Genomic DNA, 20,701 nt, shown 5'->3' on the forward strand with positions numbered 1-20,701 from the left:
TACTGCCGTGCTCCTGTTCAATGAGGCGCAGGTTCTCCCGCCTGATCGCATCAATGTCTTTCATTCGTCAGATTCCATAGCAATACGCGAAACTGGTCTATGTGCGTAGCGCTATTGACTTGTTTTGCGTTACGCGAAACAATGCCCGCATGCTGCTCGCTACATATTTCTCGGCAAACCGTGGGTCGCAAGCTGACTTGGCGCGGGCTCTTGGGGTTACTCAATCGCTGCCCAGCGCCTGGGCTGCGATCGATCCCAAGAAGCGGCGTCCTGTGCCCGTGCGCTACTGCATTGCCATTGAGCGCGCCACGGATGGTGCTGTGACCCGCCGCGATCTGCGCCCCGACGACTGGCACCTGATCTGGCCTGAGCTGGCCGCCGCAGATTCCCCGCCGAATTCGCCCGCCGTGCTTGGAAATCAAGCACGAGCAGCTATCAAAATCGTAGCGCAGGAGGTGGCCAATGCCTGATGAGCTACTCATCAAGCCATCAAGCCTTGTATGGCGCCCCCATTGCGGCGTGGTGCTGACGTTCGAGGGGTTAGATGCTGACCCTGCTGTTGACCAGTTCGTGCTTGCGCTGGGTGCGGAGTGCGGGTTCGCGCATTTTGTGCGTCTGCCTGCGCTTACAGGGCAACCCCAAGCAGTCTTCCAATCGCGCTCAACGCATCTGGGGCTTTCTCCAGACCTAGGTCCACTAGCTTCAATACGAGGTGTTTTGTGGTCTCGGCCGGCAGCTCGCGAAGCTGATCGAGCCATCGCTGCTTTTCTGTTGGGGGGAGATCCGACTCCTGGATCTTCAGAGCCAGAAGGTCTTTGATGGTTTCGTCGTGCAGCTTCACTGTGACTACCCCAAGGATGGCTGACAACCCGCCGTCTTCCTCCAGAAAGTCCATGCCTTTGGCGGTGGCCTGCACTGATCCCACAACCACGTCTCCTGACATGAGTTCGCTTTTGAAGAGTCTCAGTAGGTCGTGTTCTTCCAGGTACACGAGGTTGCGAATGCAGTCGGAGTTGCTGAAGTCGATTCCGTCGTCCGCTAAAACGGGAGCAGGGTACTTGCTGGCGGCAATGGCCAGCATCTGTCGCTGCAGTGCTCTGTTCAGGCTCATATCTCTGGATGAGGTTGGTTGCGAGATGCGGCCCATCGTAGTCCAGCGTTTCGTGCTGGCACAGAGCTTTGTGGCTCACGGCCGTTGCTCCAGCTCTGCGGCCAGCCGCTGCACTTCGGCCTCCAGTGCCTCCACACGGGCCAGCAGCGGGCGCACGGCGCCCAGCACGGCCTGGCGCATCAGGTCGGCGATCTGTTCGTCCAGGGTCTTGTCCATCGTTTGCTCCGGGGTGGGTTGATGAAGGTGAATGTCTCAATTCCTGGCCTCATTGCCTATGGCGAAGATGAGGCTGTACCGTCCACCCGCGGTGCGCCCGATGTGCTGGTGGCTGTGGCCAACCTGCTGCATGGCCGGGTGGAGCAGGTTGCCAAGCGCCTGGGGATGTCGCCCAGCACGCTGCAGAAGAAGGTGAGCCTGCACACCGAGACGCACCACCTCTCGGTGCACGAGCTGCAGTTGATTCAGCACGTGACCGGCTCTATCGAGCCCACCCAGGCCCTGGCTGCGGCTGAGGGCTATACGTGCGTGGCCGTGAAGCCGAAGTCGGCGGGCTCTGTGCCCGAAGGCTTGGCCGCCACGATGCGCGCGATGGGCGACTTCGCGGCGGTGGTGGCTGAGGCGACCGAGGGCGATGGTGCTGTGAGCCTGAACGATCTGCGCCACGTGCAGCTGCAGCTGGGCGAGCTGCTGGGCCATGCGAATGCGCTGGCCGGGCTGGTGGCCAGCCGTGTGCCGCAGCACGCCCGCAAGGGGGGGGGCCTGTGAACACTGCCGACCTCAACTGGTGGCGCACTGTGCATTGGTTGCAGTGCCCAACCCGCCGCGCGGCTGCAGCCATTGCTGATGCGGCCGGCAGCACTGCCCGGGGCAGCAAGCGGTACAGCGGCCGGGCTTTCACGATGGAGGGTGGTTGCCCGCTGAGCGCTGACGAGCAGCGCGTGCTGGATGGGCTGCGCGCCCGGGGAGAGGTGCTGTGAACCTGAGCCTTGAAGTGACAGGCCTGTCCCGGGTGCAGAAGGCGCTGGATGCGCTGTCTGGCCCCCAGGCGCGGGAGGCTTATGCCAAGGCCCTGAACGATGCGGCTTTTGCCGTGCGGCGCGACATGCAGAGAGAGCTGCGTGCGGTGTTTGACCGGCCCACGCCCTTCATCACGAGCGCGCCGAAGGTGTTTGCGGCGACGGCCGACAAGATGGAGGCCTACGTGGCGCCCACGATGGATTCGCGCAACCGGCCCAGCAAGGGCGGCAAGGTGGGCGTGGACCCGCAGCAGGTGCTGCAGGCGCAGGAATTTGGTGGCCGCCGCCGCGAGAAGCGCAGCGAGGTTGCACTGCGCCGCGCGGGCATCTTGCCTGCCGGGTGGCAGACGGCGTTGCCGCGTGTGCCCTTCCCAGGCAGTGACGATGGCCGTGGCAACTTGCGCGGGCCCTTCATCGCCCAGCTCATCAGCTACTTTCAGGCGTTTGGCGAACAAGGCTACCGCGCCAACATGACGGCGCGCCGGAAGGCTGCGCTGGCCCGTGGCACTGCCACGCAGTCTGGCCGCCGCTACTTTGTGAGCTACGGCAAGCTGCGCGGCCAGCATCTGGCGGCGGGGATCTGGGCCGCGCAGGGCACGGGCGGCGTAGATGTGCGGCCGGTGGTGATGTTCACACGCCCCGGCATGTACCGCCCGCGCATCAGCATGGCGCGCATCGCCCGCGGCCTCGAGAGTGGCGACTACCTGGCCCGGCGCATGCGCTTCCGCATCCGCCAGGCGGCGGGCATGTGAGGGGGGTGGCTGTGGATTACATGCACGAAGCCAACCGGATCGCCGCCGCCCTGCGTGGCCGTGGCAGCGAGCGCGTTGCGGTGCGCCGCACGCTGAGCCGCAAGCCCGCCGAGCCCACTCCGCGCAATTTGGAGGTGCTCGCCTTCATGTGCGAATTCTTCGCAGACAACGACCAGCTGCCGCCTGTGATGGTGGTGGCGCGGCACTTCGGCTGGACGAGTGCTCGCTCGGCTGATGTGCATATCCAGTCCCTGATCCACCACGGCCTGCTCGAGCGCAACGTGCTCGGCAAGCTGCGTTTTGCCCGGAGGGCCCATTGAACTACTACCCCATGCACCTGGGCGACTATTCAGCCCATGCGGGCCATCTGGAGCCCATGGAAGACCTGGCATACCGGCGCATGTTGGACGCCTACTACCTGCGCGAGGGGCCTCTGCCCGCAGATCCCGCAGCAGTGGCCCGGCTGGTGCGCCTGCGGGCCCATGCGGCTGAGGTGGAGGCCGTGCTGCGTGAGTTCTTCACCGAGACGCCCGAGGGCTGGCGCCACGAGCGGTGCGAGGAAGAGATCGCGGCCTTCCGTGCCAAGCAAGAGCAGCAGAGCAGGGCGGGCAGGGCTTCCGCCGAGAAGCGCCAGGCCAAGGTGCAGGGTGATGGTGGTGTGCCACAGGCTGCAGGGCCTGCCTTTCCGGCGCTGCCGGATGGTGGCGAGGCAGCGGAGGCGCAGGGGGCAACGGACGTGCAACGCGCGCTCAACGCCGGTTCAACGGGCGTTCAACGTCCGTTCAACGGACGTTCAACCAACCAGAACCAGAACCAGAACCAAATAGAACCCCCCAACCCCCCTGCGGCTGCAGGGGGGGCGCCTGTGGTGGATTCGGCTTCGCTCGCAAGGCAGTTGATGGCCTTCTTCCCCGAGCGGCGGCGGACGCACACCGTGGAGGTCTGCATGCACCTGACCGAGCTGATCGCCTGCGGCCACGCCACCCCGGCCCAATTGCTGGCCGCGGCTGCGGCGCAGCAGCCCCTGTTGGCCAAGGATGATGGGCGCTCGTGCCCTTCGGTGCGCTCGTGGCTGCGCCAGCAGCGTTGGCGCGACGTGGAGGCCAGTGCAGGCCCTGGGGTGGATGCCGACTGGCGAAGCTCGCGCAGCGGCGTTGAGGCGATGGGTGAGCGGCTGGGCCTGGGCCGCTGGTGCCAGGACGCTGATCGCTTGTTCTCGGCCTACGAGTCCCGCGTGGTCGCGGCCTTCGAGCGCCAGTTTGGAGCGGTGCCCGCATGACCGCCCGCCGCGCCCCCACCCCCCGTGTTGGGTCCTTCCGGCAAAGGCCGAGTGCGGGTAATTCGAGCCGCCCTCACGCGCTGTTGCGGGGTGCTCCAAAGGGGGTTAATTGAATATGCAGCTTGGATTTATTGCTATTGATTCGGTAGCAAAAAGGGGGGCAAAGTGAAGGTGCTGCCCGTGCTGGATCAGGTCATTTCGCAGGCCGAGTTCGCCCAGATCATCGGCGTCAGCGAGGCGCGAGTGTCGCAAATGGTCAGCGAAGGGCTGATTGCCAAGGGCGACACCGCCGCCAGCTGGCTGATCGCCTACTGCGAGCGCCTGCGCGACCAGGCTGCAGGCCGGCTGGGCGAAACCTATGGCCTCGACCTGGTGCAAGAGCGCGCCGCGCTGGCCCGTGAGCAGCGCGAGGGCCAAGCCATCAAAAACGCCATCGCCCGGCGCGAGTATGCGCCCGTGGGCCTGCTGGCAGACGTGCTTGGCCAGGCGGCCAGCGCGGTGGTGGATCGCTTCGACCAGCTGGAGGGCACGCTGCGCAAGGCCTGCCCGGATCTGCCCGACGAAGCGAAGACGGCCGTGCTCAAGGTGATCGCCTCGGCCCGTAACGAGTGGATCCGCAGCACTGAGCGCCTGGTGGCCGAGAGCGTGGATGCCATGCTGGCCGACGATGCCGCTGCCGATGAGCCCTACAGCGAGGGCCTGCCCGCATGACCACCATGCCCGTGCTGCACCCTGAGACGGCCGCCGCCATCAAGGCCGCGGTGCGCACGGGGCTGGACAGCCTGCGGGCAGAGCCGCCGCAGCGCCTGGGCGACTGGGCGCGTGACCACTTCAAGCTGGCCGGCGAGAGCAGCCACCAGAAGGGCGCATGGGAGGCCTGGGCCTTCCAGGTGGGCATCCTCGACTTCATGAGCGATGACCGCATCGAAGAACTGGCCGTGCGCAAGGCCAAGCGCGTGGGCTACACCAAGATGGTGACAGCCTTTGTGGCCTACAACATCGCGCACCGCCGCCGCAAGCAGGCCCTGTGGCAGCCCACCGACGATGACCGCGACAGCTACGTCAAAAGCGAGATTGACCCGCTGCTCGACCCGCTCACCGGCGTGCCCGCCATCAACAAGGCCCGCAAACAGGGCAGGGCGACCGAAGAGACCATCAAGTTCAAGCCCTTCCGCGACTCCGTGCTGCACCTGCTGGGCGGCAAGGCCGCGCGGGCCTACCGCCGCATCACCGTGGCCGTGGCCATCCTCGATGAGTGGTCGGCCTTCGACCAGCAGATCGAGAAGTCTGGCGACCCAGGCGGCCTGGCCAAGGGGCGGCTGGAGGGCGCGCCGTACCCCAAGTTCGTGGGCGGCAGCACCCCTCGCCTCAAGGGTTTGTGCCATGTCGAGCGCGCATGCGACAACGCAGAAGGCATGGTGCGCTTCCACATCGACTGCCCGCACTGCGGCGTCGAGCACCCACTGCTGTGGGGCGGAAAGCACCTGGCCCACGGCTTCAAGTGGACGCGCGGCCAGCCCGAAACCGTGCACCACGTCTGCCCGCACTGCCACGGCAGCATCACCCAGGCCGACTACCTGCCGGGCGGCGTGCCCCTGGGCGGCACGTGGGTGTGCGACCGCACCGGCAAGCGCTACGGGCCCGACCGCATCTGGCGCGACAGCAAGGGCATGCCCTGCACGCCGCCGCTCACCCTGGGTGTGCACGTGTGGACGGCCTACAGCCCGCAGCGCGCCTGGTCCGACATCGTCACCGAGTTCGAGAACGCCCTGAAGGCGCTCGAGGCTGGCGAGGTCGGCCCCATGCAGCTCTTCGTGAACGAGACCCTGGGCGAGACCTGGGAGCTGGCAGGCGAGCGCACCGACGAACACGCCCTGCAGGCGCGTGCAGAGCGCTACGACCTGGCCACCGTACCGCGCGGCGGGCTAGTGCTCACCGCTGGGGTGGATGTGCAGCGCGACCGCTGGGAGGTCACCGTGTACGCCTGGGGCCGAGGCCTTGAGTCTTGGGTGGTCGATACGGCCGTGCTTGAAGGGAACCCCGCCGTCGATGAAGAGTGGGGCCAGCTCACGGCCTACCTGCAGCGCCGGTATCGGCAAGCCTGGCACGGCGGGACGCTCGGCATCGCCGCCACCAGCATCGACTCGTCCGACCAGACCCAGGCCGTGTACAACTGGGTCAACCGCGCGCAGCACGTGCTGCCGAACCTGGCCGCCATCAAGGGCGACGGCAACGAGGCGTGCAACATCCTCGGCCCCACCAGCCTGCAAGAAGTCAACTGGCGTGGCCGCAAGATGCCACGCGGCATCAAGCTCTGGCGCGTGGGGGTCGATGCGGCCAAGGATCTGCTGCTCGGCCAGCTGTCTGTCGAGCAGGCTGGCCCTGGATACGTGCACTTCAGCGATCAGCTACCGCGCGAGTTCTTCGAGCAGCTCACCTCCGAGCAGCGCGTGCTCGCCAAGATCAACGGGCGCGAGGCCTACCGCTGGATCAAGCGCCGCCCGCGCAACGAGCAACTGGACAACCGCAACTACGCGCTGCACGCCGCGTTCCGCCTTGGGCTGCACAAGTACACCGACGCCAAGTGGGCCCAGCTGGAGGCCGCCGTGCAGCCACCCGAAGACCTGTTCTCGGCTGCGCCCGATGCCGCAGTGCCTGCACCACCGCCCGCTGCAGCCCAGCCCATTACCCTGCCGCCGCGCCAGCCTGCCGCCCAGGTGGCGCAGTGGCGCCGCCCGAACTTTGCAACCTCCTGGAAAAGCCGCGCATGAGCCTTGAGCCGCAGACCACCAGCCCGCATCGCATGTCCACCATTGTTGAGCGCGTGGCCGCGCACCCTGCCATTGAGCAGGCCGTCATCAGCGCCATCCGCGCCCAGCTGCCTGCTGTCATCGAAGCGGTCACGCGCGACCTGTACGGCGGGCAGATGGTCCGGATGTACGTGGGCAAGGGTGCAGATGCCAGGCGCACCATGCGCAACGAGCGCATCCTGCAGCTCGCAAGCCTCGGGTATGCGCACAAGGTCATTGGCAGCCAGGTGGGCTGCAGCGAGCGCACGGTGTTCCGCGTAATTGCCGATGCACAAAAGGCCCAGCGCGTCAACCCCGAAAAACTGACACAGGTGGATGAAGGTTGTCAGTGACCCCTAGATTTCATGCGGGTTAGCGGCCTGCAACTGACACGGCGCGGCACTATTTTTGGCAGTGGAATTTTCAGACATTCCCCTACATGCAGGGGATTCCACAACAGGTCAACGCCGCCGACAGCCTGGGCTTCACGCTCAGCCTGGCGGCCTATCCGGCCTCGGCTGGCTGGTCCCTTGAAATCAGCGTGGCCAATGCGGCCCAGCGCTACACCTTCACCTCCAGTGCCTCGGGAGACCAGCATGCAGTAGTCGTACCCTCTGCCACCACTGCAGGCTGGGCGCCCGGGGCCTACACCATCACCGTGCGCGCCAAGCGCGGCAGCGGCCCGGCCATCGAGCAGACCACGCTCGGCGCGCAGGCCTTCCGCGTGCTGCCCGACCCATTTGCTGCACCGGTCGATGGCCGCAGCTTTGCGCGCCGCGCGCTTGACGCCATCGAGGCCGTCATCGAGCAGCGCGCCACCCGCTCCGATCTGGAGCTCACCATCAACGGCCGCACCGTCAAGCACATGGCGCCTGCAGATCTGGAGCGCCTGCGCTCCATCTACAAGCGCGAAGTGGCCGCCGAAGAGCGCGCCGCCGCCATCGCCCAGGGCGCGCGCATGCCCAGCCGCCGGGTGCTCGTGAGGTTCTCGTGACCATCATCGCCCAGCCCACCGGCACCGCCTTCCGCTTCGAGCAAAAGGGCTCCGTCATCCTGCAACGCTGGATGAACGAACGCCTGCGCGCCCGCAGCGCCGCCCAGCAGCCGCAGCCCGCGTTTGGCGTACCCCGTGCTGCGCGCCGCTCGTTCTCGGCGGCCGAATTCAGCCGCCTCGCGTCCGACTGGCGCGCGGGCGAGGTGTCCATCAACACCTTGCTGGAGGCCGGCCTGCCCACCATGCGCGCCCGCTCCCGGGTGGCCGCGCGCAGCACCGAAGAGGGCCGCCGCTTCCTCAGCCTGTGCCGCAACAACATCGTGGGGCCGCATGGCTTCATGCTGCAGTCCACCTGCGGTGACTGGGTGCGCGGCCAGGGCGGCTACGTGTGGCAGCTCGACAGCATGGCCAACGCCGCCATCGAAGAGCACTGGCGCCGCTGGATCGCCAAGGGCGGCGGCTGCGACATCACCGGCCGCCAGAGCCTCACCGGCATGCTGCGCACGCTGGGCGAGCAGATCCCGCGCGATGGCGAGGGCCTGCTCGTCATCGTGCGCGGCAAGGGCGCGGGCAACCCGTACCGCATCGCCCTGCAGCACATCACCGCAGACCGCATCGACCACCACTACCGCGGCATCGCCAGCAACGGCAACGTGGTGCGCATGGGCGTGGAGATCGACAGCACCGGCGCGCCCCAGGCCGTGTACGTGCTTGAGCGCGACCCCAAAGACGCAGGCAGCGTGGACAGCCAGCCCACCCTGCGCCGCCGCATCCCCATGCGCGACGTGGTGCACGCCTTTGTGAGCCTGGAGGCCGAGCAGCTGCGCGGCGTGCCCTGGGCGCATGCCGTGATGGCTGGCGCCAACATGCTGCACGGCTTTGAGGAAAGCGCCGTGGTGGCCGCCCGCGTGGGCGCCAGCCACATGGGCTTTTACGTGCCCCCGGCCGACGAAGGCGCGCCCGACCTGGAGCAGCTCGCCACCGACAAAACGTCCGAAGGCGACCTGCTCACCGACGCCTCTCCGGGCCAGTTCGAGCGCCTGCCGCCTGGCTACGACTTCAAGGCGTTCGACCCGCGCTACCCCTCCGACGCGTTTGACCCGTTCGTCAAGGCCCGCAAGAAGGCCATGGCCGCCGGGCTGGACGTGGCGCACCACAACCTCACGGGCGACATGGAGGGCGTGAACTACTCCAGCGCCCGCATCGCCGAGCTGTCCGAGCGCGACAACTGGCGCGGCCTGCAGCAGTGGTTCATCGAATCCATTTGCCAGCCCATCGCCCAGACCTGGCTGGAGATGGCCCTGCTGTCGGGCGCCATCACCATGCCGGGCGGCTCTGCCCTGCCGGCCGCAAAGATCGACAAGTTTCGCGCAGGCCTCGTCTTCCGTGGCCGCGGCTGGGCGTGGGTGGACCCGGAGAAGGAAGTCAACGCCGCCGCCAAGGCGCTCGAAGAGGGCCTGACCACCCGCACCCAGATCGTGGCCGCCACCGGCGGCGACTTCGAAGACAACGTGATCGAGCTGGCGCGCGAAGCCCAGCTCGCCAACACCCACGGCGTGGCCTTTGGGCCGCGCACTGCAACCCCGGCGCCCCCGGCGCCGCCCCGGCAGGAGACCCCCACATGACCACCGCCACCGCCAGCCGCGCGGGCGACATCATCGCCCGCCTCAACCAGGAAGGCCCGCGCCGCGCGCTGGCCGTCAAAGAAGGCGCAGTGCAGGCTGAAAGCCGCACCGTCGAGCTGGCCTTTGCCAGCGAAGAGCCCTACGAACGCTGGTTCGGCATCGAGGTGCTCGACTGCGCGCCTGGATCCATCCGCATGGCCCGCCTGATGAACGGCGCGCCGCTGCTCTTCAACCACGACTACGACCGCCTCATCGGGGTGGTCGAGTCCATCAGCATCGACAGCGACCGCGTGTGCCGGGCGAAGGTCCGCTTTGCCCGCACCGAGGACGCCGAAGAGGCCTTCGCTCTCGTGCAGGACGGAATCCTGCGCCACGTGAGCGTGGGCTACCGCATCCATGCCATGCAGCTCCAGGAAGAGCGCGACGGCGTGGAGACCTACCGCGTGACCGACTGGGAGCCCCTGGAAATCTCCATGGTCTCTGTGCCGGCCGACGCGACCGTGGGCGTGGGCCGCAGCCTGGCCGCCGCAGCCGCACCCGCAGAACCCTCCCCCGTACCCGTAATCACCCCTGCACCTACCGCACAGGAGCGCAAAGCCATGACCATCGAAGTGACCGACAACACCCAAGAGCGCGCCGCCGCCACCGCTGATGCGGACGTGCGCCGCCGCGACGCCATCATTGAGCTGGGCGTCAAGTACGCCGACTACCTCACCCTCGCCGACGTGCAGGACGCTTGCCGCTCGGGCAAGACCGTGCAGGACGTGCAAGAGCTGGTCATGTCCAAGATGACCACCAAGCACTCCGACACGCGCGCCGCGCACATCGGCCTGTCCAACGCCGAGACGCAGCGCTACAGCATTGCCCGCGCCGTGGCCGCCATGGTCAGCAACGACTGGACGGGCGCAGGCCTGGAGCGCGAAGCCAGCGAAGAGTGCGCGCGTCGCTTCAAAATGGGCACCAAGGGCCTGCTGCTGCCGTTCGACGTGCTGGCCCGTGACTTCACCGTAGGCACCGCCGCCGAGGCTGGCAACCTGGTGCCCACCCAGCTGCGCGACGACTTGTTTGCAGACGTGCTGCGCAACCGCCTGGCGCTCAGCCGCCTGGGCGTGACCATGCTGTACGGCCTGACCAGCAACATCGACCTGCCGCGCAAAACGGTCGGCTCTGCAGCCGGTTTCGTCACCGAAATCGCCGCCGCGTCCGAGACCCAGCCCAACACTGGCAAGGTCACGATGTCGCCCAAGCGCATCAGCGCGTTCATCGAGTTCTCCAAGCAGGCCGTCATCCAGTCGGCCATGGCCGTGGAGCCCATGCTGCGCCAGGACCTGAACTCGGAAATCGCCGTGCAGATGGAAAACGCCGCCATCAACGGCAGCGGCTCGGGCGCCAACCCGCGCGGCATTCGCAACGTGTCGGGCATCGGCTCGGTCATCGGCGGCACCAACGGTGCGCAGCTCAACTGGGGCCACCTGGTGGGTCTGGAATCGGCCTGCGCCAACGCCAACGCAGAGCCCGACCAGACGGCTGGCTACCTCATCAACACCCGCACCCGCGGCTGGACGAAGACGGTGCAGAAGGCCGCCAACCTGCCCTTCATCTGGGACGGCGGCAACACCCCGCTCAACAGCTACCGCGCCGAGGTCACCAACAACGTGCCCAACACCCTCACCAAGGGCACGGCCAGCGGCGTGTGCAGCTCGGTCATCTATTCGAGCGACTGGTCCATGTTCGTGCTCGGCACCTTCGGCGCAGTCGAGATCCTGCTCGATGAAATCACGCTGGCCACCACCGGCATGAACCGCCTGATCGTCAACGCCTTCATGGACGCAGGCTGCCGCCGCCCGGCGAACTTCGCCGCGATGGATGACGCCCTGACCGCCTGATCCACCCCCTGACCCAACACACAGGAGAGACCCCCATGTTCGGAACCCAAGACCCCAAGCCGGTGGACATCGTGCTGCTGGAGCCCACCGCCATCGACGGCCAACACTTCGACCGCGGCACCCTGCTGCAGGGCGTGCCCGGCGACCTGGCCATGGAGCTGGCTGGCCAGGGCAAAGCCCGCATCGCCAAGGAAGGCGACCAGCCCGCCAAGGCCGCCAAGAAGGGCGAGTAATCCATGGCCATTGCCGAGGACTTCACCTACTACCTCGCCGACTTCGGCGTGGCTGCCACGCTGGACGGCGCGCCCGTGCGCGTCATCCACGAGGCGCCCGTGGGTGCGGGCAGCGTGGGGCCCTTCGGCATGACCGAGGTCCGGCCCACGGCCGGCCTGCCCACGGCCGTGCTGGTTGGCGACCCGGTGGGCAAGGTGCTGCAGATCGGCAGCACCCCCTACCGTGTGGCCGAGCACTCGGCCGATGGCACGGGCTGGAGCACCCTGGTGCTGGAGGCGTCCGCATGACCGCGCACGTCACCGCCCTCACCACTGCGTTCATGTCGGCCCTGGCCGGCGCGGCGCAGGTGGTCGAGCGCGTGCGCCTGCGCCCGCTGCCTGAGTCCACCAGCACCGCCATCGTGGTGCGGCCCACCCGCGTGGTGGTGCAAGAGACCGACATGCTCGGCGCATCGGTGGAGACGCTCACCGCCATCCAGGTCGAGTGCTACGCCCGCGCCAGCGGCGCCACTGCGCCCGACCAGGCCCTCGACCCGCTGCTCACCGAAGTGCAGCAGCGCCTGCTGGCCGACCCCACCCTGGGCGGCCAGATCGCATGGCTGACCGTGGCCGGTGCCGAACTCGAGTTCGACGCCGAGCTGCGCGACCTGGCCTGCGCCACCGTCACCTTCACCGCCCGCCACCGCCCGGTGGGCTACCCCCTCTGATTCGACCGAAAGGACAACGCCATGGCCTACTTTTTTGCCGAAGGCTCGCGCTTCCAGTTTGCGGCCGCCTTTGACGCTGCCAAACCCGTCACCGCCGCCAGCAACGCCAACCCCACGCAGCTGACCAGCGCCGCGCACGGCTACGCCAACAACGAAGAGCTGCTGTTCACCAGCGCCTGGGAAGACGCCACCGACACCATCTGGCGCGCTGGAAGCGTGGCCACCAACACCCTCAACCTGCAGGGGCTGGACACCAGCAACACCAACTTCTTCCCTGCTGGCAGCGGCACAGGCACGCTGCAGAAGGTAACGAGCTGGGTCGAAATCCCCCAGGTGCTCAACATCCAGGGCAATGGCGGCGATACGCGCTTCACGCCCGTGGAGCCGCTGGCCAAGCGCAACGCTATTCAGGTGCCCACCGGCTTCAACCCCCTGACGCTCCAGCTGACCCTGGGCCACGACGCATCGCTGGCCGCCTACCAGCAGATGGTGGGCATCAGCCGCACGCTGGGCAAGGTGGGCTTCAAGATCATCATGTCCGGCGGCGCCGTGGGCTACGGCTTTGGCTACATGGCCGTGGGCGAGATGCCCAACATTACCCGCAACCAGGCCAACCAGGTGCAGGCAGCCATCACGCTGCTGGGCCGCTTCATCACCTACCAGTGATCGATTCGTGAGCGTGGCAGGGCGGGGCTACTCCACCCCGCCCGCGGTGTTCGCCCGAGCCGCGGCCACGCTCACACCCCTTCCCATCGGGCGCTTTTTCCTCATCGGGTTCCACCATGCAAATCATCAAAGTCTCGGACACCGTCCGCTTCCCCGTGCGTTGCACGTACAAAGACGAAGCGGGCACCGACAAGACCCTCAATTTCTCCCTCGTCTGCCAGCGCCTCACGCAGACCGAAATCTCGGCCAAGCTGCGTGACAGCGTGGACGAGCCCATCCTCGACGTGCTGGCCGAAATCGTGCACGAGTGGGAAGGCCTGCGCGACGTGGAGCGCAAGCCCGTGCCCTACAGCGAGGACGCCCTGCGCGCCGTGTGCGACCAGCTCCCTGGCCTGGCCGGCGTGATGTGGCGCACCTACCTCACCGAAGTGGGCGCCAAGGAAAAAAACTAGCCGCCCTGGCCCGCGCCATTGCACAGCACCGCGACCGCCATGCACCTGCAGCAGCGCCCGCACCCGCCAGCAACGCAAGCCCTTGGGCTATGTCCGTGGCCTCTGCCATTCCGGCAGAGCCTGGGCCGGGTGGGGGCGACGTGGCGGCAGCGCCTGCAGCGCAGCCAGAGCCAGAGCCAGAGCCAGAGCCAGAGCCAGAGCCAGAGCCAGAGCCCGAAGTGCTCTACCTCTGGCCCTGCAACGTGCAGGCTTGGGACTGCTGGCTGGCCGTGCAAACGCAATGGCGCAGCGGCATGGGCGGGCCCACAGGGCTGGACTACAGCGGCGTGCACACCTACCTGCACGCCGTGCGCAACCTGCGCGGCCAGGCGCTGCGCGACGTGTTTGCAGGCATCCAGGCAGCCGAGCGCGCCACGCTCGAAGTCTGGGCCGAGCGGCGCGAGCGTGACGAGCAGCAGCAACCACACCACCCACAAGGCGTAGCAGCGTGACGCAAGACATCGGCATCAAAATCCGCCTCGATGGCGCCGCCCAGGTGCAGCAAGAGGCGCGCGGCGTAGGGGCCAGCCTGCAGGGCATTGGCGCAGCGGCCAGCACGCTGCGCGGTGCCATGACGGGCCTGGCAGGCGCCTTTGCGGGCGCGGTGAGCGTGCGTGAATTTTTCGCCGCGGCCGACAGCGTCACCCGCCTGCAAAACAGCCTGCAGCTGGCCACCGGCAGCGCCCGCGCGGCGGCCCAGGCGTACAACGAGCTCTACAACATCGCCCAGCGCTCGCGCGTGAGCTTCACCGAGCTGGGCGGCACCTTTGCCAGCATCAGCAGCGCGGCCGCATCGCTGGGCGTGAGCCAGCAGCGCCTGCTCACCGTGACCGAAGCCATTGGCAACGCCGTCACCATCAGCGGCGCCAGCGCCCAGGCCAGCCAGGCAGCGCTGGTGCAGCTCAGCCAGGGTTTGGCCAGCGGCACGCTGCGGGGCGAAGAGCTCAACAGCATCCTCGAGCAGACGCCGCGCCTGGCGCAAGCCCTGGCCGATGGCCTGGGCGTGGCCCGGGGTGAGCTGCGCAAGCTGGGCGAACAGGGCGCCATCACCGCCGACCAGGTGGTGCGCGCGCTCGAATCGCAGGCCGGCGTGCTGGCGGGCGAGATCAAGAACAGCACCCTCACGGTGGGCCAGGCGTTCACGCAGCTGCAGAACGCGGCCGTGCGCACCGTGGGCGACTTTGACAAAGCCACCGGCGCATCGGCAGCCCTGGCCAGCACCATCGGTGCCGTGGCGGGCGCGGTGGAATCACTGGGCGACACCATCCGCGCCAACGAGACCGCGTTCAAGGTGCTGGCCGGTGGGCTGGCGGGCGCTGCCACCGTGGCCGGCCTGGGGGCGCTCGCAAGCGGGCTGGCCGCCGTGAAGGCCGCCTTGGCCGGTGCCGGTGCGGTGCTGGTTGCCAACCCCGCCTTGTTGGCCTTGCTGGGCATCGGTGCAGCGGTGGGCGCGGGCGTGGCCTACGTGTCGGCCTCGGCCCGATCTGCAGAAGGCATCGAGCGCGCCATTGCCGCCCTGCGGGCCGAGAACGAGCGCAGCGAAGCCGCCATGGCCCGCGCCACCGCGGCGGGCCGCACGGCGGGTGCCGACAACATTGCCAAGACCATCGAGGCCCGGCGCGACCAGATCGCAAAGCTGCGCGCCGAGCTGGACCAGCTCAACGTCGCCGGCCGCAAGAACGACCCCAACGGCATCGGCGGCGGCCGCGGCACCGTCAACCCCGACACCGTGGGCGCCATGGCGCTCAAGCAGGCAGCGGCCGAGCGCGAGCTCATGGACATCCGCATGCGTTTGGCCGGGGTGAACAAACAGTATTTCGATGACCTGACCAAGCTGGAGGCCCAGTTCAAGAGCGGCGCGCTCAGCCAGGCCGAGTACGTGCGGCTGGTCTCTGATCTGGCCAACAAGACCTACAAGGAAGACAAGTCCAAGGAAGCCGCCGCAGGCGTGGACCAGCTCGGCCAGTCCTACGCACAGCTGGTCGAACGCATCAAAGAACGCATCAGCGCCCAGGAGATCGAGAACGCCCAGGGCGACAAGCTCACCGAGTCGCAGCGCATCCGCCTGCAGCTCGACCGCGACGTGGCCACCGGCAAGATCCGCGAAGCCGACGCGCAGAGCGCCAAGACGCGCGCACTGCTTGAGCAGCTTGAGGCGCAGGAAAAGATCAAGGCCGACCGCGAGCGCGAAATCGAAGAGAACAAGCGCCTGGTGGCCGTGTACAACGAAACCGTCAAGGCCCAGGAGGCCATGCTCGAATCGCGCCAGCGCGCCGCCGCATCGGTGGAAGACCAGGTGCGCAAAATGCAGGACGAAGCGGTCGCCGCCGAAATCGCGGCGCAGCAGAACGTCAGCCTGGCCGTGGCCCTGGAGCAAGTGAGCCTGGCCCGCCTCAAAGAGCAGCAGTCCCAGCTGCTGGCCCAGAACGCCGACGCCCAGACGCTGCTGGCCGTCCAGCGCGAAATCGAGGCGCGCGAGCAGCTCATCGGCCTCATCGGCGCGGCCGACGCACGCAAGGCCAACAAAGACGCCGCCGACGCCGCAGCCGCCGAGTGGAAGCGCACGGCCGACAGCATCGAGCAGTCGCTCACCGACGCGCTGCTGCGCGGCTTCGAGAGCGGCAAAGGCTTCGCCCGCAACCTGCGCGACACCATCGCCAACATGTTCAAGACGCTGGTGCTGCGGCCCATCATCAGCGCCATCGTGAGCCCGGTTGCTATGGGCCTCACCGGCCTGCTGGGCTTTTCTGGTCCGGCGGCTGCTGCATCGGCCGCGTCAGCGGGCGGAGGCATTCTGGGCAGTGCCGGTGGCATCCTGAGCGGCGTTGGCGCCCTGGCGGGCAACTTTGGCGCTGGTCTGGCCACAGGCTTTTCAGGCCTCATGGCGGGCAATCTAGGGTCCACGCTGAGTCTTGGAACTGGGCTCATCAGCTCGGGCGCAACAGCAGGTGGCATCGGCACGATTGTGGGCGCCCTCGGCCCCATCATGCTGGGCGTCACAGCGCTGCTGTCCATCGCCCGCGCCACGCGCGGAGAAAGCCGCTCGGGCGGGCAGTACGCATACGTCTTCGACGATGGCGTGCTCACCAACAACCGGCGCGGCACCAGCAGCATCACCGACCAGCGCGGCGCCGTGTACCTGGAAGGTGCAGGCTTCGGCGCGGGCAAGTACGACGACGACGCCGTAAAGCAGGCCATCAACGGCACCGTGGGCAGCATCAATGCGCTGTTCAAGGGCCTGGGCTCCAGCCTGTCGCTCACCGCCTTCCAGGCCGGGTTTGAGACTTCGGGCAAGGGCCGCGGCGGTGTGTTCGCGGGCGGTACGCTGTCGGATGGGCAGACCTTCGGCGAGAGCGGCAAGGGCGACAACTACGCGGGCACGCTGTTCGAGCAGACCAGCACCCAGAGCCCGGACATGAAGACCGCGCTTGAAAACTTCAGCCTCGATCTGAAGCAAGCCACCATCCAGGCCCTGCAGAAGGCGGGCGACATCCCGCAGTCCATCAAAGACAAGATCGGCAAAGTGGATGCCGAGGCGCTCACCAACGAAGCGGCCGACGCGCTGCTGCTGGCCATCAACGAGCAGATCCAGGGTGTGCAGAAGCTGCGCGGCGCGTTCGATGCCATGAACCTGGGCGACCTGGCCGACATCGCGTTTGACACCGCCGCCGCCCTGGCCCAGGCCGCCGGTGGCTTCGACAAGCTGCTGGGCAACCTCGACCGGTTCTACCAGAACTTCTACACCGACGAAGAGCGCCGCGCCAACCTGCAGCGGCAGGTGGACAAAGAATTTGACCGCCTGGGCATTGCCAAGCCGCAGGGGCGCGAGGGCTTCCGCACGCTGGTGGAAGACACCCTGCGCCGCGCAGACGAGCAGCAAGCGGGCCGCCAGCAGCTGGTGGCCGCGCTCATCAAAGACCCCTCCAGCCTCATCAGCGGCGGCGGACAGGCCAACTTTGACCGCCTGGCGGGCTACGGCGGGCTCAACGCAGAATTCCTGGGCAACGCCGCCGCAGACCCCGCCCGGCGCGAGGCGCTCAGCGCCTTCATGTCCGACCTGGGCGACGTGTTCCGAGCGGGCAAAACCCAGGCCGAAATCGAGGCCAGCGTCAGCGACCTGGTGCGCGCCAACTCGGCCGTGCTGGGCATGGGCGAAGACGTCGCCGCCACCGCGGCCGCATTGCTCAACGTGAGCGACGCCTTTGCCGAGCTCAACGAATCGGCCGAACAGGTGGCACAGCGCCAGCGTGCCGAGCGCGACAAGGCCCTGCAAGCCCTGCAGCGCGCCGTGGCTGAAGAGCGCGACGTGCTGCGCGCCCGCATCGACGCGGCGCGCGAAACGGTGGAGAACCTGCGCGGCATCTTCGACCTGCTGGCCACCAGCATCAAAGAACTGCGTGCCGAGGCCATTGGCCCGGCCGCCAATGCCACCATCGGCCAGGCCTTCATCACGCAGGCCCTGGCCACTGCCCGCGCCACTGGCTACCTGCCTGAGCGTGAGCGGCTGGCCGACGCCATTGGCGCCGCCCGCGGCGGCCTGGGGCTGGAGAACTTTGCCAGCGTGGCCGAGCAGCGCTTTGCCCAGCTGCGCCTGGCCGGTGAGCTGGAGGCCCTGCAGCAGCTGGCCGGAGAGCAGCTCAGCGACGCCGAGCGCCTGCAGCGCACCGCCGAAGCCCAGCTCGAAGCCCTGGAAGAGACCCTGAAATACTGGGAAAAGCAGGTGCGCATCGCCAACGAAGGGGTGGAGGCCACGCTCAGCGTCAAAGACGCCATCCTTGCGCTCACCGGCAAGATGTTCCCCGAGACCGCGGGCGAGGCCACTGGCAGTGGTTCTGGCAGCGGTAGCGGTGGCTTCGTCATCGGCGGCGGTGGCGGTGCGGGCAACCCCAGCAAGCCCGGCTCGGGATTCTTCGGGGCTGGGGGCACCGAAATCAACGACCCCACGGCCGTGGCCCGCTTCACCAGCATCCGCGACTTCACGCGCACGCTCGATTTTGGCGACGGCAACAAGGGTGCATCGGTCGGCGCGCTTGCCCAGGCTGCCAACGCCTACGGGGTGGACTACCGCGAAATCGCCATCGCCAACGGCTACCGCCCCGAAGACGTGGCCCGCCTGTTCGAAGAGTACGGCTACACCGTTCCCAAGTTTGCCGTGGGCACCAACTACGTGCCGCACGACATGCTGGCCATGGTGCACAAGGGCGAGGCCATCGTGCCAGCGCCCTACAACCCGGCAGCCAACCCAGGCATGGCGGGCAACAGCAGCGAGCAGCGCGCCACGCGCGAAGAAATCACCGCCCTGCGCCGCCAGATGGACCAGCTCATCTTCGAGATGCGCCGCACCGCCAACGCCACCAACGGCAACCCCGAGGCGCCCACCCTGGTGAAGCTCGCATGAACATCATCACCCCCATCGACATCACCGACGCCATGATCGGCGCGGGCACCACCATTGCCGAGCCCGCGGCGGGCGAGCAGCTGTGGAGCGGCGCGGGCGTGGCCTACGCCCAGAGTGCCGAGGTGATCCGCGCCACCACCCACCGCCGCTACCGCTGCGCCGTGGCGCACACCAGCGCCGCCAGCCCAGTTCCGGAGGCAGACCCCACCCGCTGGGTTGACATGGGCCCCACCGCCCGCTGGGCGCCGTTCGATGCGTACACCAGCACCCGGGCCAACGCCACCGCCAGCCTCACCTACGTGCTGTCGCCGGGCTTCTTCAACGCCGTGGCGCTGTATGGCCTGGTGGGCAGCCAGTACGCCCTCACGGTGCGCGACGCGCCGGGCGGCGCGGTCATCTACACGCGCACCGGCTTCCTGAGCGAAGACCCACTCGGCTGGTACGAATACCTGTTTTCCCCGCTGCGGCCCATCAACAAGCTGGTGTTCACCGGCATCCCCATCCGGCCCACGGCCGAACTCACGCTCACCATCAGCGCGGCTGCAGGTGTGCCTGTGGGTCTGGGCATGCTGGTGGTGGGCGACTACCGCCCGCTCATCGGCGTGGGCGAGTGGGGCGGCACTCAGCACGGCGCATCGGCAGAGCCGGTGACGTACAGCTACATCAACACCGCAGACGATGGCACCACCACCATCGTGCGCCGCCACAGCGCCACCAACCTGCGCGCCCGCGTGGCCATGCCGCGCGACCAGGCCGACAACGCCCTGGCCATGGTGCAAGAGGTGCTCGACAAGCCCGTGGCCTGGATCGCCACCGACCGGCCCGGCTACCGCGGCCTCACCACCTTCGGCATCGGCTCGGGCTCGCTCAGTTACGACAGCTTCGGCAATGCCACCTTCGATTTGCTCGTGAAAGGACTCACCTGATGCCCACCGCACCGCCGCCGGTGCAGGCCCTGCCGGCCGCGCCCGACCCGAACGACCGCACGACCTTCAACAACCGGGCCTACCCTTGGAGCCTGGCGCAAGCCCAGCTGCGCACAGACCTCACGGCATTGGCTGCCAACGTGTTCAACAACGCGGTGGAGGCCGAAGCCAGCGCCACCACCGCCACCGCCCAGGCCGCCGCAGCCATCGCCGCCGTAGGCGCGCCCATGTGGGTGGCGGGCACCTACGCAGTGGGCGTCGTGGTGTGGTCCCCGGCCGACCTGCAGAGCTACCGCCGCCGCACCAGCGGCGCCAGCGCCATCGACCCGCAACTCGACGCCACCGGCTGGACGCGCATCAGCGGCGGCGACCCCGTGCCCCAGTACCTCATCCACAACACCGGAGTCATCTGACCATGGCCATCAACCAGCAAAACTACGCCGGCACCCCACTTGCCCACGGCGCGCGCATCAGCACTGCCAACACCAACCGCGACGGCACCGGCACCCTGGGCACCGTGCTGCAGGCCGGCTCCACCGGCGCGCGGGTCGATTCGATCAGCATCGCCGCCACCGGCACCACCACGGCCGGCATGGTGCGCCTGTTCGTCAACAACGGCACCACCACGCTGCTGCTGACCGAAGTGCCTGTGACGGCCATCACGCCCAGCGGCACGGTGCCTGCGTTCCGTGCGGTGCTCTCCAACCTGGCCCTGGTCATCCCGCCCAACGGCAGCCTGCGTGCCAGCACGCACAACGCCGAGAGCTTTGACGTGGTGCCCATGCTGGCGGGAGGCTTCTGACCATGAACCAGGGACTTTTGGGGCTG

Annotated in this window: 23 protein-coding genes; 21 read left to right on the forward strand and 2 right to left on the reverse strand. The window is 67.9% G+C overall.

The window, feature by feature from the left end; genetic code table 11:
* Positions 1-149 precede the first annotated feature (149 nt).
* Positions 150-470 carry a transcriptional regulator gene (locus ABD866_RS03400; RefSeq protein ID WP_345061155.1) on the forward strand — a complete coding sequence of 107 codons (321 nt, stop codon included), beginning with the start codon at positions 150-152 and terminating at the stop codon, positions 468-470.
* Between the two features lie 155 nt (positions 471-625).
* On the opposite strand, the gene ABD866_RS03405 is transcribed toward ABD866_RS03400, so the two are convergent.
* A complete protein-coding gene (locus tag ABD866_RS03405) occupies positions 626-1,081 on the reverse strand; it encodes a hypothetical protein (protein WP_345061157.1) in 456 nt (151 codons plus the stop codon).
* A gap of 105 nt (positions 1,082-1,186) precedes the next feature.
* The gene (locus ABD866_RS03410; RefSeq protein WP_345061159.1) at positions 1,187-1,327 is read right to left on the reverse strand and encodes a hypothetical protein; all 141 of its coding nucleotides are present in this window, start codon (positions 1,325-1,327) and stop codon (positions 1,187-1,189) included.
* Positions 1,328-1,348: 21 nt separating this feature from the next.
* On the opposite strand from ABD866_RS03410, the gene ABD866_RS03415 reads away from it, so the two are divergent.
* From ABD866_RS03415 to ABD866_RS03510, 20 genes are all read left to right on the forward strand, one after another.
* Entirely contained in the window at positions 1,349-1,876 is a 528-nt protein-coding gene (locus ABD866_RS03415; protein WP_345061161.1) for a phage regulatory CII family protein, read from the forward strand.
* A gap of 208 nt (positions 1,877-2,084) precedes the next feature.
* On the forward strand, positions 2,085-2,879 hold the full coding sequence (locus ABD866_RS03420; protein ID WP_345061163.1) for a hypothetical protein: 795 nt from the start codon (positions 2,085-2,087) through the stop codon (positions 2,877-2,879).
* Positions 2,880-2,899: 20 nt separating this feature from the next.
* On the forward strand, positions 2,900-3,199 hold the full coding sequence (locus tag ABD866_RS03425; RefSeq protein WP_345061165.1) for a hypothetical protein: 300 nt from the start codon (positions 2,900-2,902) through the stop codon (positions 3,197-3,199).
* Positions 3,196-4,158 (forward strand): YdaU family protein, encoded by a 963-nt coding sequence (locus ABD866_RS03430; RefSeq protein ID WP_345061167.1) that lies wholly within the window; start codon positions 3,196-3,198, stop codon positions 4,156-4,158. Before ABD866_RS03425 ends, ABD866_RS03430 begins: the two co-directional genes overlap by 4 nt.
* 165 nt (positions 4,159-4,323) lie before the next feature.
* Entirely contained in the window at positions 4,324-4,869 is a 546-nt protein-coding gene (locus tag ABD866_RS03435; protein WP_345061169.1) for a hypothetical protein, read from the forward strand.
* A complete protein-coding gene (locus tag ABD866_RS03440) occupies positions 4,866-6,929 on the forward strand; it encodes a phage terminase large subunit family protein (RefSeq protein ID WP_345061171.1) in 2,064 nt (687 codons plus the stop codon). Before ABD866_RS03435 ends, ABD866_RS03440 begins: the two co-directional genes overlap by 4 nt.
* Positions 6,926-7,300, forward strand: coding sequence for a hypothetical protein (locus tag ABD866_RS03445; RefSeq protein ID WP_345061173.1), 375 nt, complete (start codon positions 6,926-6,928; stop codon positions 7,298-7,300). Before ABD866_RS03440 ends, ABD866_RS03445 begins: the two co-directional genes overlap by 4 nt.
* A gap of 86 nt (positions 7,301-7,386) precedes the next feature.
* Positions 7,387-7,941 carry a hypothetical protein gene (locus ABD866_RS03450; RefSeq protein WP_345061175.1) on the forward strand — a complete coding sequence of 185 codons (555 nt, stop codon included), beginning with the start codon at positions 7,387-7,389 and terminating at the stop codon, positions 7,939-7,941.
* A complete protein-coding gene (locus ABD866_RS03455) occupies positions 7,938-9,566 on the forward strand; it encodes a phage portal protein (protein WP_345061177.1) in 1,629 nt (542 codons plus the stop codon). Before ABD866_RS03450 ends, ABD866_RS03455 begins: the two co-directional genes overlap by 4 nt.
* Positions 9,563-11,452: a phage major capsid protein gene (locus ABD866_RS03460; protein WP_345061179.1), complete on the forward strand. Its 1,890-nt coding sequence runs from the start codon at positions 9,563-9,565 to the stop codon at positions 11,450-11,452. Before ABD866_RS03455 ends, ABD866_RS03460 begins: the two co-directional genes overlap by 4 nt.
* A gap of 35 nt (positions 11,453-11,487) precedes the next feature.
* Positions 11,488-11,685, forward strand: a complete 198-nt coding sequence (locus ABD866_RS03465) for a hypothetical protein (protein WP_345061181.1) — start codon at positions 11,488-11,490, stop codon at positions 11,683-11,685.
* Positions 11,686-11,688: 3 nt separating this feature from the next.
* A complete protein-coding gene (locus ABD866_RS03470) occupies positions 11,689-11,973 on the forward strand; it encodes a head-tail joining protein (protein ID WP_345061183.1) in 285 nt (94 codons plus the stop codon).
* Positions 11,970-12,392 (forward strand): hypothetical protein, encoded by a 423-nt coding sequence (locus ABD866_RS03475; protein WP_345061185.1) that lies wholly within the window; start codon positions 11,970-11,972, stop codon positions 12,390-12,392. The genes ABD866_RS03470 and ABD866_RS03475 overlap by 4 nt, the downstream gene beginning before the upstream one ends.
* Before the next feature lie 21 nt (positions 12,393-12,413).
* Positions 12,414-13,058 carry a phage tail tube protein gene (locus ABD866_RS03480; RefSeq protein WP_345061187.1) on the forward strand — a complete coding sequence of 215 codons (645 nt, stop codon included), beginning with the start codon at positions 12,414-12,416 and terminating at the stop codon, positions 13,056-13,058.
* 116 nt (positions 13,059-13,174) lie between these two features.
* Positions 13,175-13,510, forward strand: a complete 336-nt coding sequence (locus ABD866_RS03485) for a hypothetical protein (protein ID WP_345061189.1) — start codon at positions 13,175-13,177, stop codon at positions 13,508-13,510.
* Between the two features lie 89 nt (positions 13,511-13,599).
* The gene (locus ABD866_RS03490; protein ID WP_345061191.1) at positions 13,600-14,001 is read left to right on the forward strand and encodes a DUF1799 domain-containing protein; all 402 of its coding nucleotides are present in this window, start codon (positions 13,600-13,602) and stop codon (positions 13,999-14,001) included.
* Positions 13,998-18,947, forward strand: coding sequence for a tape measure protein (locus tag ABD866_RS03495; protein ID WP_345061193.1), 4,950 nt, complete (start codon positions 13,998-14,000; stop codon positions 18,945-18,947). The genes ABD866_RS03490 and ABD866_RS03495 overlap by 4 nt, the downstream gene beginning before the upstream one ends.
* Positions 18,944-19,873, forward strand: a complete 930-nt coding sequence (locus ABD866_RS03500) for a hypothetical protein (RefSeq protein WP_345061195.1) — start codon at positions 18,944-18,946, stop codon at positions 19,871-19,873. The genes ABD866_RS03495 and ABD866_RS03500 overlap by 4 nt, the downstream gene beginning before the upstream one ends.
* Positions 19,873-20,286 (forward strand): hypothetical protein, encoded by a 414-nt coding sequence (locus ABD866_RS03505; RefSeq protein ID WP_345061197.1) that lies wholly within the window; start codon positions 19,873-19,875, stop codon positions 20,284-20,286. The genes ABD866_RS03500 and ABD866_RS03505 overlap by 1 nt, the downstream gene beginning before the upstream one ends.
* A 2-nt stretch (positions 20,287-20,288) precedes the next feature.
* A complete protein-coding gene (locus ABD866_RS03510) occupies positions 20,289-20,675 on the forward strand; it encodes a hypothetical protein (RefSeq protein ID WP_345061199.1) in 387 nt (128 codons plus the stop codon).
* Positions 20,676-20,701 lie beyond the last annotated feature (26 nt).

The organism is Acidovorax lacteus (assembly GCF_039540375.1).
Taxonomy (GTDB): Bacteria; Pseudomonadota; Gammaproteobacteria; order Burkholderiales; family Burkholderiaceae_C; genus Acidovorax_G; species Acidovorax_G lacteus.